Source organism: Armatimonadota bacterium (assembly GCA_018268395.1).
GTDB lineage: Bacteria > Armatimonadota > Fimbriimonadia > Fimbriimonadales > Fimbriimonadaceae > JAEURO01.
On the sequence record JAFDWQ010000009.1, the window covers coordinates 301,335 to 315,363 of the forward strand.

At 62.4% G+C, this 14,029-nt stretch carries 14 protein-coding genes and 1 tRNA gene; 6 read left to right on the forward strand and 9 right to left on the reverse strand.

The features are described from left to right. Positions 1-60 precede the first annotated feature (60 nt). On the forward strand, positions 61-426 hold the full coding sequence (locus JST30_14955) for a hypothetical protein (protein ID MBS1715626.1): 366 nt from the start codon (positions 61-63) through the stop codon (positions 424-426). Here JST30_14955 and JST30_14960 read toward each other — a convergent pair whose 3' ends face one another. The 3 genes from JST30_14960 to JST30_14970 are packed head-to-tail and all read right to left on the reverse strand — an operon-like array spanning position 427 to position 2,827. Further along, positions 427-1,314: a tyrosine recombinase XerC gene (locus JST30_14960; protein ID MBS1715627.1), complete on the reverse strand. Its 888-nt coding sequence runs from the start codon at positions 1,312-1,314 to the stop codon at positions 427-429. It abuts the gene before it with no gap. A gap of 10 nt (positions 1,315-1,324) precedes the next feature. Then, positions 1,325-2,581, reverse strand: a complete 1,257-nt coding sequence (fabF, locus tag JST30_14965) for a beta-ketoacyl-ACP synthase II (GenBank protein MBS1715628.1) — start codon at positions 2,579-2,581, stop codon at positions 1,325-1,327. Positions 2,582-2,584: 3 nt separating this feature from the next. Then, positions 2,585-2,827: an acyl carrier protein gene (locus tag JST30_14970; GenBank protein MBS1715629.1), complete on the reverse strand. Its 243-nt coding sequence runs from the start codon at positions 2,825-2,827 to the stop codon at positions 2,585-2,587. Between the two features lie 111 nt (positions 2,828-2,938). On the opposite strand from JST30_14970, the gene JST30_14975 reads away from it, so the two are divergent. After that, positions 2,939-3,769, forward strand: a complete 831-nt coding sequence (locus JST30_14975; protein ID MBS1715630.1) for a polyphosphate kinase 2 family protein — start codon at positions 2,939-2,941, stop codon at positions 3,767-3,769. 196 nt (positions 3,770-3,965) lie between these two features. Here JST30_14975 and JST30_14980 read toward each other — a convergent pair whose 3' ends face one another. Next, the gene (locus tag JST30_14980; protein MBS1715631.1) at positions 3,966-6,476 is read right to left on the reverse strand and encodes a hypothetical protein; all 2,511 of its coding nucleotides are present in this window, start codon (positions 6,474-6,476) and stop codon (positions 3,966-3,968) included. A gap of 66 nt (positions 6,477-6,542) precedes the next feature. Continuing rightward, positions 6,543-7,448: a pyridoxal 5'-phosphate synthase lyase subunit PdxS gene (gene pdxS / locus JST30_14985; protein ID MBS1715632.1), complete on the reverse strand. Its 906-nt coding sequence runs from the start codon at positions 7,446-7,448 to the stop codon at positions 6,543-6,545. Positions 7,449-7,747: 299 nt separating this feature from the next. Between pdxS and JST30_14990 the strand changes: the two genes are divergently transcribed. Further along, a complete protein-coding gene (locus tag JST30_14990) occupies positions 7,748-8,425 on the forward strand; it encodes a PEP-CTERM sorting domain-containing protein (protein MBS1715633.1) in 678 nt (225 codons plus the stop codon). Positions 8,426-9,665: 1,240 nt separating this feature from the next. On the opposite strand, the gene JST30_14995 is transcribed toward JST30_14990, so the two are convergent. Together JST30_14995 and JST30_15000 are read right to left on the reverse strand one after the other, a co-directional pair. Next, the gene (locus JST30_14995) at positions 9,666-10,385 is read right to left on the reverse strand and encodes a PEP-CTERM sorting domain-containing protein (protein ID MBS1715634.1); all 720 of its coding nucleotides are present in this window, start codon (positions 10,383-10,385) and stop codon (positions 9,666-9,668) included. Between the two features lie 193 nt (positions 10,386-10,578). Then, positions 10,579-11,343, reverse strand: coding sequence for a hypothetical protein (locus JST30_15000; GenBank protein MBS1715635.1), 765 nt, complete (start codon positions 11,341-11,343; stop codon positions 10,579-10,581). Positions 11,344-11,407: 64 nt separating this feature from the next. Here JST30_15000 and JST30_15005 point away from each other — a divergent pair, with 64 nt between their 5' ends. Next, positions 11,408-11,983: a hypothetical protein gene (locus JST30_15005; GenBank protein MBS1715636.1), complete on the forward strand. Its 576-nt coding sequence runs from the start codon at positions 11,408-11,410 to the stop codon at positions 11,981-11,983. A gap of 21 nt (positions 11,984-12,004) precedes the next feature. Beyond that, positions 12,005-12,571 (forward strand): hypothetical protein, encoded by a 567-nt coding sequence (locus JST30_15010; protein ID MBS1715637.1) that lies wholly within the window; start codon positions 12,005-12,007, stop codon positions 12,569-12,571. Here the strand turns inward: JST30_15010 and JST30_15015 are convergent. Beyond that, positions 12,522-13,046 carry a DUF1801 domain-containing protein gene (locus JST30_15015; protein MBS1715638.1) on the reverse strand — a complete coding sequence of 175 codons (525 nt, stop codon included), beginning with the start codon at positions 13,044-13,046 and terminating at the stop codon, positions 12,522-12,524. The two genes, JST30_15010 and JST30_15015, sit on opposite strands and share 50 nt — an antisense overlap. 262 nt (positions 13,047-13,308) lie before the next feature. On the opposite strand from JST30_15015, the gene JST30_15020 reads away from it, so the two are divergent. Further along, positions 13,309-13,905, forward strand: a complete 597-nt coding sequence (locus tag JST30_15020) for a hypothetical protein (protein MBS1715639.1) — start codon at positions 13,309-13,311, stop codon at positions 13,903-13,905. Between the two features lie 47 nt (positions 13,906-13,952). Here JST30_15020 and JST30_15025 read toward each other — a convergent pair. Beyond that, positions 13,953-14,028, reverse strand: a tRNA-Arg gene (locus tag JST30_15025). Position 14,029: the final 1 nt, after the last annotated feature.

Here is a 14,029-nt window from a genome sequence, read left to right on the forward strand (position 1 = left end):
GCGACCGGTAAAAACGCTTGCTTGCATTCTCTTGCCCGAAAGCTTTAAGCTCAGAAACGAATGAACTTCATCCTGGTCACGCGTGATCCGGCGGTGGTTGAGGCGACGAACGGGGCTTTCCAACAAGAAGACACCCTGCAAGTGTTCGAAGAGTGGGGGCGTGCGTTGGACGCTTGCGAGTCGGCGGACATGCTGTTCGTCGACCTTGTCGCGACCTTGGAGCAACCGCACAGGATCGCAGGCTACGAGAAGTTCGCCCACGCCAAAATGGCGCATGAGCACGCGTCCACAGTGCCGCTCGTCATCATTTCGCCGCCCGCCAACTACGAGATGGATTTCTTCGTAGGGTGGCCGAACTTCGTCTTCGCGCACCTGTCACGGCCCGTGACCTACAAACTCTTCCGAAGGGCGACGACCTGGATCTGATCAGTCGTCCCGGTGCCGTCCCTTAGGGTGGGCTTTGCCCACAGCTTCGCGAAGTCTCTCGATGCTGACGTGCGTGTAGATCTGCGTCGTCGCCAGATTTTCGTGTCCGAGGAGCTGTTGGACCGTCTTCAGGTCTGCTCCGCCGTCGAGCAGGTGCGTGGCAAAGCTGTGGCGGAGGGTGTGGGGCGATACGTCGGGCGGAAGACCGGCCTGAAGCGCCCAACGCTTGATGACGTTCTGAAGCGTCCTAGTCGTCAGCCTTCCGCCTTTGTCGTTCGTAAAGAGGGGCCGGCCGGAGGTCGGCGCCACGCGCTCCGAATCCGTGTACTCCCGTATGGCCCTGCGGCACGACTCGCCGAAAAAGGCGACCCGTTCCTTGTTCCCCTTTCCTAAGACCTTGACGGTGCCGGACTCCCAGTCCAGGTCGTCCACGTCCACTCGGACGACCTCGCTGGCCCTTAGCCCTGCCGCATAGGCCAGTTCGAGCATGGCCTGGTCCCGCAGAGGCGTCCGGCCCGGTGGGGCCTGGTCTAGAAGCCCGACCGCTTGGTGCTGCGTCAGCGTCTTGGGAAGGGGACGCCTCCGGATCGGGGCCTCGATGCCCTCCGTCGGATCGTTCTCTAGAAGTCCTACCGTCTTCAGGTGACGCACGAACGAGCGGAGCGTGCTCAGCTTTCTGGCCCTTGTTACGGGCGTGGCCCCGTATGTCCGGAGGTACCGGAGCAGTGTCGCTTCGGAGAGGTCCGCCCGCCCGTTCGTCAACGATGACAACTGGGCCAGATCCGCGCCGTAACTCCGGACCGTATGGGGAGAGCGCGTCGCAGCCAGGAGGTCGAGAAACCCTTGGATCCAAGGGTCCAGTCCGTCGTTCCGTGCGGCCGGATCCACGACCTGCCCTTTAAGCGGTGTTCCGCTTGAGGATCAGTGTCACGTTGTGGCCTCCGAACCCGAAACTGTTCGACATCGCGTAGTCGTACTCTGCTTTCCGGGCCGTGTTCGGGACGTAGTCAAGGTCGCAGGCCTCGTCCGCCTCCTCATAGTTGATCGTCGGAGGAAGGACCGAATCCCGCATCGACAAGAGGCAGAAGAGCGCTTCGATCGCCCCTGCCGCACCGAGCGTATGGCCGATCATCGACTTCGTACTGCTGACGGGCACCTTGTACGCGGTCTCACCGAACACGCGCTTGATCGCTCCGGTTTCGGTCCGGTCGTTCAGCGGGGTCGACGTGCCGTGGGCGTTGATGTATCCGACCTCTTCCGGCGTGATCCCGGCCCGCATCATCGCCATACGCATCGACCGGACCGCCCCGTCGCCGTCAGGGTCTGGCGCGGTGATGTGGTAGGCGTCGCCGCTCATGCCATAGCCTGCGATCTCGCCCAGGATCTTGGCTCCGCGAGAGACCGCATGCTCGTAATCCTCTAACATCAGGACGGCCGCCCCTTCCGCAATGACGAAGCCGTCGCGGCGGGCGTCGAAGGGCCGGCTGGCGTGGACGGGGTCGTCGTTGTTCGTGGTCATCGCCCGCGCCGCGCAGAACCCGGCCAGACCGATCTCGTTGATCGGGGCCTCGGTGCCCCCGCACAACATCGCCGTCGCATCGCCGCGCTTGATGATGTGATAGGCCGTACCGATCGCGTCAGCACCGGTCGAACAGGCGGAGACCACGCACGTGTTGGGCCCCTTCAGGCCCTGCAAGATCGAGACGTAGCCGCTGGCCATGTCCGGGATCATGTAGGGCACGAGGAACGGAGACACGCGGCTCGGCCCGCCTTCGTAGAGCTTACGGGTCTGCTCCCCCATCATCGTCAGGCCGCCGATCCCGGATCCGATCAGGACGCCCGTATCGAGCTTCAGCTCTTCGTCCTGAGGGAAACAGGCATCGTCCATCGCCATTTGGCTTGCGGCCGCCGCGAACGCGATGAACCGGTCGACCCGGCGGGCTTCTTTCTTCTCCAGCCAGTCCTCAGGGTTGAAATCGTTGACCTGACCACCGATCCGGGTCGGATAGTCACTGACGTCGAAGATCGTGATCGGCCCGATCCCGTTCTCGCCGGTCACGATCCGTTGCCAGGTCCGGTCGACACCGACGCCGAGGGGCGTGACGGCCCCGGCTCCCGTGACCACGACCCTGCCGCTGGGCTGGGGGATTGGCATGGGTCAGTCGGTCTTCTTGTCCTGAATGTAATTGACCGCGTCGCCCACGGTCTTCAGGTTCGTGACGTCATCGTCGGGGATGTCGATACCGAACTCCTCTTCGAGCGCCATGACGAGTTCGACGACGTCGAGAGAGTCCGCTCCGAGGTCGTCGGTGAACGACGCGGTTTCGATGACTTCGTTCTCACTGACGCCGAGTTCTTCGCACGTGACCTTCTTGACTCTTTCCAGGACGGTTGCGGACATGTCGTGTTTCCACCTCTAGCCCCGCAGGAAACCGGGGGCCGAGTTCCGACCATGATACACCCTGGTCCCTCCCCCCGGGAGGGAAGCCCACGGTCCGGTGCAAAATGCCCTATGCCGCACGCGGTCAAGATCGACCGGCCCCGAAGCGTCGACCTCTCGGAAATCCCACAAGGTGCTCCGGACGGGACGGACAAAGACGAAGCCCTGGAACGGACGGCCGAACTCGGAAAAGAACTGTCCGAGCTTCAGGAGACCCTCTTCTACGCAGGCAAGCACGCCCTTCTTATCGTTCTGCAAGGCATGGACACGAGCGGGAAGGACGGGACGATCCGGCATCTTCTGAATTTCTCGAACGTCCAGTCGACCCGTGTCGCGGCCTTCAAAGTCCCGACGCCGAACGAACTCGCGCACGACTTTCTGTGGCGGGTCCACGACCACACGCCCGGTAAAGGGTGCATCACCGTCTTCAACCGGTCGCACTATGAGGACGTCTTGGTCGTCCGGGTTCACGACTTGGTGCCGAAAGACGTCTGGAAACGGCGTTACGACCACATCAACGCGTTCGAGCGACTGGTCTCGGACTCGGGCACGCTCATCCTCAAGTTCTTCCTGCACATCAGTAAAGAGGAGCAGGAGGAGCGGCTCCTCGAGCGCGAGCAGGACGTCGAGAAAGCCTGGAAACTCTCTGTCGGCGATTGGAAAGAGAGAGAGCTCTGGAAAGACTATCAAGAAGCCTACGAAGACGCGATCGGCAAGTGTGCGGCGCCAGAGGCTCCCTGGTTCATCGTCCCGGCGAACCAAAAGTGGTACCGGAACCTCGCCGTCACGGAAGCGGTCGTCGAGGCGTTGCGGCCCTTGAAGGACGGCTGGCTCCGGTCGTTGGACGAGGTCGGCAAAAAAGCGAAGGCGGAACTGGAGCAATATCGGTCTACGACAAGCTGACTCTCCTGGTCTGAACCTTGTCACGACCCGGTCGACGACAGGGCAGGGCAGAAGATGGCCGAAACCGGGCCATTGGGCAGTGCGCGTAGCAAGACTTGCTGAAAGGCAACCTCTCAGCCGACCCCGACGAAACAGAGACCAGGTGACGATATCACTGCCAAGGTCACGTTCGTCCCCTGAGAGGGGGTACGACGGCTCACGGGCCGTACTGGACGACAGCCATGTCCCGACCGTTCTCGGCAGTTTTGCCAAGGCACGTGGTCGTGACCGTCAAGCCGGGGCCCAAGAAGACGCTGACGCCGGTCTGCGATCCGCTGTCGCCCCGGTCGAAGAGGGCTCCGCCGCTCAGGTACACGCCGCCGGAATCCGGCCAAATGAAGCGGCCCTCTGGATCAAGCAGAACCGTGAAGACCGGGTGGTCAAGCTTGTTCTTCGTCCCCTTCGGCGCATACCTGCCCGCCATTGCCACGTATCCGTCGGAAGACACCGCTACAGCGTCCCCAAAGGTCTGATCGAACGAGCTATGCGTCCAATACGTCTGCCAGAGCAGGCTTCCATTGCGGTCGAGCTTGGCCGCAAAGGCCGCAGTCTTGGACTGAGTCGGCTCGGTGGAGGTCGCCACAATGTTGCCGCCAGGGTCAAACGACATCAGCGTGTGGTCTGAAGCGACCGAAAACACCCTCTTCGACCATCTCCAATCCCCAGTCGGCTCAAGGATCGCGAAATCTTTGCCCGAGCAGACCGCAAGCTCACCGTTCGGGCCGACTTTGAAGTCCGGGTCGTTGCCCAGCTTGAAACCGATCAGCGCAGACCACAGACTTTGGCCATCGAGCCCCCGACAGACTACGAGATGCTTCTGAAGGACACGGTCGTACTCGATCCAATAGATCCTGTCCGACGCCAAAAGCAGAGGGCCGAGCGCATATTGGTCTGGCCCGTAGAGGATTCGCGACGTTTCGCGTCCCATAGGATCCAGCGTGAATCTGAACCTGTCGTACCGGCCGTTTCCGTACGCATACTGGGCCGTACCTGCCACTGCTCCGTCCGGAAGGACGACGAAATCCTTCACCGAGCCCTGTGACGTGCCACCTGCAAGCCAAACCCACTCTTGACCTGCGTCCGGCCCATATCTGACCATGTACGGCCCTGCGACGCCCGTACCGTCGAACCGACGGCCGAAGACCTCACCGGCCACGACGATTCCGCCCTCCGGCTCCGTCCGCACGGTCGTGCTTCGAACTTGGCCCGGGACGGTCCCCAATAGCGGTCGACTCCAAGTCGTACGACCAACGGAGTCGACGAGCGCAATCCCTCCCCGGACCATGAGGTCGGTACGGCCTGCGTCATTGACCAAGAGGAACGATCCGTCCAGCAACCGATGAGCCTGCATGGACTTCTCCGTTCCCCCCAACATGACGTTGGACACGAAGCCGGCAAGGCGCTCGCCGTTCGGTCCTAATTTGGTTACGAAGACGTCCGTGTCGGCGAGGAGGCCTTTGGCTCCGAACGATTGGAGGAGTGATCCGTCTCGGTCCGCTCTCAACCTGATGTCCCGATAGTCACGGATCGGCGCCGAGAGCACGGACGTCCAATCGAGACCTCCGTCAAGGTCAAAGACGATGCATGAACAAACTCGCTGGGCGTCCAACACGGCGTTCGAGCCGATCGCCAGGCGACCGTCCGAAGTCCGGGTCATGAGAGGAGGGCCAAAGTTGTAGTGATAACCCGGAACTTCCCGGGTCCAGGCCGATCTCAGGTCGGGGGAAACCTTGCTTAGACTCAATCGACTCGAAAAGGGAGGCTGTCGGGTGCAGTACAAGGCTCCGTCTGGTCCGGCGGTACTCCCGAAAGTGTCGGTAGCCGCCAGCGAGTCGCCCAGGACCATGGTTCCGGCGAGGCCCCCCATTGAGTCCACATAACGGATCAGGACAGGAGCAGGTACGGCGGTAGTGGACCGCTCGACCACGTAGACGCCGCCGCCAGGATGTGGTGCCAAGTTGACACGCTTGCTTTCATCGAGCGGCTTCACCCAACTCACGTGCCCGTCCGCATCGAGACGGACAAGATCGAGCAATGCGCTCAGTCCCGTGCCGGCGCCCCGCAAGACGTAAATGCCGCCTCCTTCGTCCTCGACGAGGTTCGAGACGCTCGACCCCTTCAGCCCAGCCACAGCCGCGGACCACTCCCAGGCGATGGTCCCGTCCGAACGGACCAAAGACAGCGCCGAATCCGGCCGGGTCGTGCCCGTACTCCGGGTCCGTTTTACGGGCTTGGAGCCGCCCGCCAAGATGCTCCCGCTACCCAGGAGGATCGAGTTGGCCGAGCCGTCCTTCTCTAAGAAGCCGACGTACCGAGTCCACAAGGGCTTGCCCCAGGAGTCGACCCTCTCGATGACGTTGTCCCGGCACAGATAGACGGTGTCGTCCGAATGCCGATAAAGGGTGGAACCGGATGACGCTTTGACGGCCCGGCTCGTGAGAACGGCTCCTTCACCGTTCCAGCGGACGATGCGGCCCCGCGAGTCGACCCCTACGACCCCGAGAAATCCACGATCGGCGGTTTCGATAACGGAATAGGGGATGTCGTCGGTCCGAGTTCCGGAGTCGACGAACGTCGACCACCTCTCACTGGGCTGCGCGACCGCACTGGCACAGAAGACCAATGTGCTTGAGGCCGCCAGGATTCGGACGTGCCACTGAAGAACCATGATCCGACCCGCTGCGTCCCATTATAGCGACGGGGCTTTCCGGATCAAAATCGCTCGGTCGTTCCTTTACCAGCCCCTGCCGGCCATGAGCTCGTGCTCCGGCAGGGACGAAACGCTCACACCGACCATCGGTTCGCCGAGGTTCCGACTGATTTCGGCCAGTCTCTTGGCGTCCTTGTAGAACAGAACGCTTTCGACGATCGCTTTCGCGCGCCTAGCCGGATCGCCGGACTTGAAGATCCCGGAGCCCACGAAGACAGTTTCCGCACCCAGTTGCATCATCAACGAGGCGTCGGCGGGCGTCGCGATGCCGCCGGCCGAAAAGTTGGGGACCGGAAGTTTGCCGGTCTCATGGACGATGTTCACCATGTCCAACGGGGCCTGAAGCTCCTTGGCGATCACGTAGAGCTCGTCCGGACGGGCGTTCTGCACCGAACGGATCTGAGACATGATCGTCCGCATGTGGCGGACGGCCTCCACGACGTCTCCCGTCCCGGCCTCACCCTTCGTCCGGATCATCGCGGCACCTTCGCCGCACCGCCGCAGGGCTTCCCCCAGGTTCCGGGCCCCGCAGACGAAGGGGACGGTGAACCCGTGCTTGTCGACGTGGTTCTCTTCGTCGGCCGGGGTCAAGACCTCGCTTTCGTCGATAAAGTCCACCTCGATCGCTTCCAAGATCTGGGCTTCGGCAAAGTGTCCGATCCGGCACTTCGCCATGACCGGGATCGAAACCGCTTCCTTGATCTTGAGGATCATGTCCGGGTCGCTCATCCGGCTGACGCCGCCCTCCCGGCGGATGTCGGCGGGGACGCGCTCCAGGGCCATCACGCTGACCGCACCGGCGTCTTCGGCGATCCGCGCCTGCTCGACGTTCGTGACGTCCATGATCACGCCGCCCTTGAGCATCTCGGCGAGACCGACCTTTTCGCGCCATGTCTTCTGTGCGGTCGCGGGTGCACCTGTCGTCGTCATGACGAGTATTGTACGGGCGCGCGCGAGCACGAGCCGGGACAAACTGGATGCAGGCCTACGGAAAAGCGTCGATACGGCTACCTCTTGGTGACTCGACCGGTCGATTCTTCCGCGTTGATCCGGAACGGACTGGACGCACCTTAGAAACGTGACACTTGGCGGACCGTGTTTTTGCCGGTTTTAGGGCGGGATTTGGAGTGTGAGCCTCGTATGTGGCCTGTCTTGTGCTAGATTATGATTCGTCTCTAGATGATGACCGAATCTTGTCGGTCGGATCTGGCGAGTTGGAGAGTACATTCATGAAAACGAAAACTCTGATTCTCATGGCGCTGGTCGCCGTCCCGATGGCTGCCAACGCTGTGACCCTGTACGACCATTCGGTCGGCTCGGGCTTTGGCTACAACGCCGGCAACGGTTCGACCGACGGCGGCATCAACGACCTCGGCGCGAACTCCGGTCTGCAGGTCGGCCAGCTGTTCACGGCTGTCGCCGGCGGCACGGTCGTCACGGACGTCGAAGCCACCTATGTCGGCTTCGGTGGCACGAACACCCAGGCCTTCGTCGAAATCTATGACGCTTCGGGCAACACGCTCATCGCTTCGTCCGGTCTGATCGGCGTCAGCGACACCGCTTTCAGCGACGGCGTGTTCGGCCTCGTCGGTCACACGGTCAAGGCCACCGGCCTGAGCCTCGGCGGTCTGACGGCCGGCACGACGTACATGATGTCGATGCAGTCCGTCGGTTCCAGCTGGTACTACATCACCCGCGACGCCAACGGTCTCGTCGAGTCCTTCGGCCGCGACTTCTCGCACTTCGGCTACGGTGGCGGCTACGGCACGACCAACTGGACGTCGATGGGCGCCTTCGGCTTCGGCGACGGCCAGGTCAACATGAAGATCAACGCGGTTCCGGAGCCGGTCAGCATGATCGCTCTCGGCGCTGGTCTCGTGGCCCTCGCTCGCAAGCGCCGCAAGTAAGCTCTAGCTCGACTAGAGTCACGACAAGGCCAGCGCCCTCGGGCGCTGGCCTCTTTCTTTTGCCGGCGAAGGGAACCCGATCCCCGTCTTCCAGCAGCGCGTTTCTTAAGGTGGGCCATTCGGCAATGCCCTGGCAAGGATCCTAGGGCGGCGCCTGCCCTCTCCGTCTTGCTCGACCGTCCGAAACACCGGCACACTGGCGCGACTCGGCCCAGTGTTCAGGCTTCCATCGGCCCGAATTGAACGGACCGAAACGCTCCGGAACGTCAGATCGGACGCCCTCTGAGACACCAGCAGGAACCTGATGATACGTACGAGTCTGCTGAGCACCTCCTCAGACCAATGAACGAGATCCTTGAGCCAGTACCGGCGCCCGTCGCTACAGGAGCCTCTTGGAAGCCGTCCGATCCACCGCAACAGGGCCGAATCCGCTCGGCCCAAAGCCGGTCGATTTGCAGTCGATGGATGACGGGTTCCATGGCCCCTTTTCCTCGTCGCCAGGATCCAATTCTCCGTGGAATCGAGCGCTCGTCCCCGTGTCACAGGAGTGACGACGGGGGGACGTCGAACAGGCGGGACGTCGGCGACCTCGAAGGTGCCCCGCACTACGGGCCCAAGTCAAGGCAAGGTTAGACCCGCTCATGGGGCTAAGAAGGCTCAAAGCCTTGGCGACCGACCATCCTCGAATCCCGTTGACCGGAGCCGGTGTACACGCCTCGACCCTGGACTCTCGGTAAACCGGTCTGTGGGGCAGCCCCGCCCCCATATGAAGAGGGCTCTTCTTGCCTGGCACGTCGAGGGCCAAGCGGCACCTGACCCTTACGGGCTCCCAGAACCCTGCACGCCGGAACCCATGCTGGGCCACCTGCCTCCGACCCCTCACTATTGCGGGAGAGGTCACTGTCGGGAAGCGGGAAGGGCTCTTGGCCGTTCGATCGGTCGGCCACTCGTCCACCTCGATCGCCCCGTGTAGGTTCTCGTGCGCTCCCTCTGCAGCCAGGTCGTTTGACCTCGAATCCAGGTTCTATGGGTGCTACCACAATCCGCAACTGACGGGGGTTAGCCCGGAACGGGTGTCACGTCCGCTCTAGACAACGGGCAAGTATCGTCCACAGCGTCCATGTCGGCCAGGGGCGTTCAAGAGAGAATCCATCCCCTTATAAAGGCGGAACCCCGCGACTTTCGTAGCGGGGTTCCATTGAGTCAGCCCGGTGGACCGACTCTGTGACCGTTTCCGGTCTTACTTGCGGCGGCGGCGAGCCAGCGCGACGAGACCAGCGCCGAGGGCGATCATGGTCGTCGGCTCCGGCACGACGGTGTTGACGCCGAGGGCCACGTTGTCCGGGGCGACGCTGATCAGCGAACCGCTGCCCCAGCCCTGACCCGGGTTGGCGACCATACCATTGTTCATGGTGGTGCCGTAGTTGGCGCCGGCGTTAACCTGGTTCATGAAGAACGTCTGGTTGCCCGAGCCGAAGTCCAGGTAGGGGGTGAGCGAAGCGTAGTAGCTGGTGCCAGCGGCAACGTTGCCGAAGCCGGCAGCGTCGCGAGCGTCGATCCAGAACGCGCCGACGGTCGAACCCGAGGCGACCGAGGTAGCCACGACGTTGACCTTCTTGCTGATGACGTCACCGAACTGGCTGGCGCCAGCGGCGGCCGAGCTGCTCCAAACGGAGAGCTGCCAGCTGATGCCTTCCAGCACAGCCTTGTTGATCGAGCTGCTGTTGACCTCGACGACGACGCCGACGGCGTTGACGATGCTGCCGCTCGCCTTGAACTCTTCGATACCGTAGGACGAAAGGCTCTCGAGGCCCGCGTCACCGAAAATCTGGTGGACGCCGAAGTTCTGCTGGGTGGTCAGGTTGGCCGCACCCGTCTGCGTCACGCAGTCCAGGTCGTTATACTGAGCATTCGCAGCGACGCCGGCGGCAACGAACGACAGACACAAAAGGGTTCTCATCTTCATTTTGGTTGATGTCCTCACTATCCGAATAAACGCTGCCAGGCTAGTGCCGGGCAACGCACATTGCTGTGCGTGAGGAATTGTACTACGAGATTCCGGCCACGGCAACGGACCCCGCCCAAAACCCGCATTAATGCCTGTCACGGTGAGCCGTTGAACTTGAAAACGTGCCCCTTTTGTAAAAAATCCGTTAATTATCAGTGCGGTTTCCGGGGTCGGAGGTCCCGTCTGAAACGCTCCCTTCCAGCAACTTCCGGAGACGCTCCCGCTCTTCGCGTTCGCGCTCCTTCTCTTTGACTTTCGTCATGAACGCGTCGAACTCCTCGCCGCTTTGCGCGCGCTGCCCACGGCCCGAAACGACCGCTCTTCGACGGGGCGCGAACAAGGTCCCTGCTCCTTGGAACCATGCTGCCAGACACGGGGCGGCGACCGCGGCGCCGATCAGCGGGGACTGCGCGCCGTAACAGACGACGAGCGCGACCGCAGTCAGGAGGGCGAACCACCGTGCCTGCAGCGGAACGATCCCCATTAGCCGGATCTCTTGCGTCGGGCCCTGGCCCGCCCATAGGCACACGAGCGCGGCGATCGGGATCCACGGTCCCGTCAGAAGCAGAGGCAGGCCGACGCCCTTCGCGACAAGGCTCCCCAAGACGGCCGACGCCAGGGAGTATCCGAAGTAGACGCCGAGAAGGCCTTTGACGCCCGACGTGCGCTCGAGAGAAGTCCCCACCCCGTAAAGGAACCACAAGCCGAAGAACATCCAGAGGAACTCTCTCGGCGACCCCAAGGGAACGACAGAGTACGTCAGGAGCGTCCAAGGACGGGAGAAGTCTCCGGCGCAGTCCAACCACGGCACGAGCGACTGCCCGGTGCCCCAATTGACGAAGAAGGCGACGGCATTGACGACGACGAGCGCCAACGTGACCGATGGCTGGACGGGAAACCTTGGGCGCACGGACACTTCTGGGACGACTCCTGTACGAAATTATGGGCGTTGGCGTGCCAAGCTTGACGACGAATTGAACCGCTACTACGTGGTCCTGCCGGACGGACAACGCTACGGGCCGGCCACGCCGCCCCACTTGGCCGACTGGGTGATGGAAGGCCGCGTACTCCCGGACACCGTATTGGAGGACGCTCAGACCGGGCAGAGGCTGTACGCGAGCCAGGTCCACGGTCTCCCGTTCGGCGCGGTAGGAGGGAACCTCTATCCTCCGACCGGCTCTGGACACCCCTCGACGTTCGGAGGGCCGGCCCTTCCCTATGACCCGTACGCGCAAACGGGGCCTGCCCCTTATGCTCCGTCTCAACAGCCGTACCTGCCCCACGGAAGCCCTCAATCCCCTGTTTATCCCGACTACGGAAAGCCACCGTCGTCCGGACTCTCGGCCGTGTCGTTCGTCCTCAGCCTGATCGCCGCAGTGATGTGCTTCAACTCCGTCGGTATGGTCTTGGCCGTGGTCGCCGTCGTCCTGGCGATCGTAGCCCGGTCGCGGAACGATCGGACGGCGGGTTGCGCCATCGCCGTTTCGATCCTGACGCTGGGCGTCACGCTCCTTTTCGCGCTGGGCCGCCAGATCCTGGTCGGCGGGTAGCATGCCTCCTTAACGGCACCGATGCGTTACTTCGTACTTTGGCCGGACGGACAGCGCTTCGGGCCGGCGGACGCCCAGACCCTGACCCAGTGGGCATGGGAAGGCCGCATCACCCCGGAGACCGAGCTCGAGGAAGAGGCGACGGGCCGCAGGTTCTCTGCAGCCCTATTGACGGGCCTTGAGTTCCCGCCTCCGCCCGAACCGACGCCCGTCCAGACTCAGGTCGACTCCCCCCACACCGGGTTCGGCGTCCCTCAAGAGTTCCCCTTGACGTCGGGCAGTCCGTATCCGATCGCCACGTCGCAAGGAAAGCCCAAGTCGGACGTCAACACGGCGTGGGGACTGATCATCGGTGGTTTCGTCTCGTCGGTCTGCGCGTTCTGCTGCATCTTCCCGCTGCCTCTCGCGCTCACAGGGGCCGGGATCTACTATGCGAACCGGGCGAAAAAGGCCGATGAACCCGGTGCGCAAACCGCCCTTACGGTCGGTATCGTCGCGATCGTCCTCCAAACGCTGGTCATCGGTGCCCTGTACGCCGTCAGGTTCTTCGCGGCGACGTCAGCCTTCCGGACAGGCGGGTTCCCCTGACATCGCCGCCCGATCGATGCAAGGCCGGCGTCTGATCCGCCGACTCACCGTTCGCGACGGCTTCGGCACCGTACCGCACCGCCGCCTTAAGGACTTCGACGTCGATGTTCTTCAACGATCGGAACCGGATGCAGTAGCCGGTCACGTCCGCCTTGCCGATCGTCGCACCGAACCTTTGGAACAGCGCGGATTTGTCCTTAAGACCGAGGATATCGACCGAGATGCCGGTCGCGTTCGCGGCGAGGCCGGTCTGGAAGCTCTCTTTCGACGAGCCGTCGGCGTAGCGGAGAGTGTACGTGCCATAGCCGACCGTCGGGTTCGAAACGACCTTTCCGTCGTCGTCCTTGCCGTCGAAAAACCTGGTCGCCCCGCCCGGCACGATCTCTCTAAAGGCGCCGTCCAGCTCGCGCAGTTCGCTGCGCTTCGGCTCGGGGTGGCCCGCGAGATACGCTTCGATCTGGTCGTCGAGAGACATGGGTTCCAAACGGCTTCCAGGAGTCCGGGCTTTGGCGGCCTCGGAGGGAATCGAACCCCCGACGCCCTCCTTAGGACTGACATTTCCTACGTTCAACGAGTCTGGGGGGTCGTCCACCGTTGAACCAAATCGGCCACCGCCTTTCACCGCGTCGGAGAGACCTTGGAGAGACTAGGCCCTGCTGGTCAGACTCCCATAATTCCGACAAAATTGTATCGCGTGTCCTTGGGCCGCATGCCGTCCATCACAATGAGCTGCGGGAATGGTGTACGAAGTCAGAGCAACCCATAACGACTTTGACAGTGTCCTGCCGGATCATCGGGAATCGAAGAGTGCCGGACAAGAGAGATTCTGTGTCGGCCCCGAGATCGACTCGGACTGGGTTCCGCCAACCCTGATTTATTCCAAGGGCAAGAAGAAGATCCGACCTAACATCATGTCTTACGATCAAGACTCTGCCTTTACGGCAGATTCTGAAGCCATTCAGAGGTTGGCCTTGGATGAGGCGGACTGGTGCCGACTGATCCGTGTGACCGCGGACGCGCTCGACCTTCGGCTCAAGCCGTTTGGACCCATTGAATTCACGTTGTGGGCCGTCACAAGACTGGTCGATGCAATCGATCGATCGCGAACGACCTTTAAGCCCTATGGCGACGAGGTGTTGAGCGGCTCACCGGATGAGACCTGGTTCCACCGCGAGAGACTTCCGTACGAAGGGCTGTTTCATCACAAGACCGGAGCTTCCACGAGAATCCTGACCTATGATGATCAAGCCAACTCAAATCTGTCCTTTAAGCAGCGCTATGAGGGCTCCGGCGTCTCCGGTCTGACGTTCGTTCCCCTGGGAAATGTCGTGTGAGCGCGCCGGATTTGCCCCGGAGCTTCTGACAAGGGACAGACTAACCTTGGCGGCCTCGGAGGGAATCGAACCCCCGACGCCCTCCTTAGGACGGAGGCGCTCTATCCACTGAGCTACGAGGCCG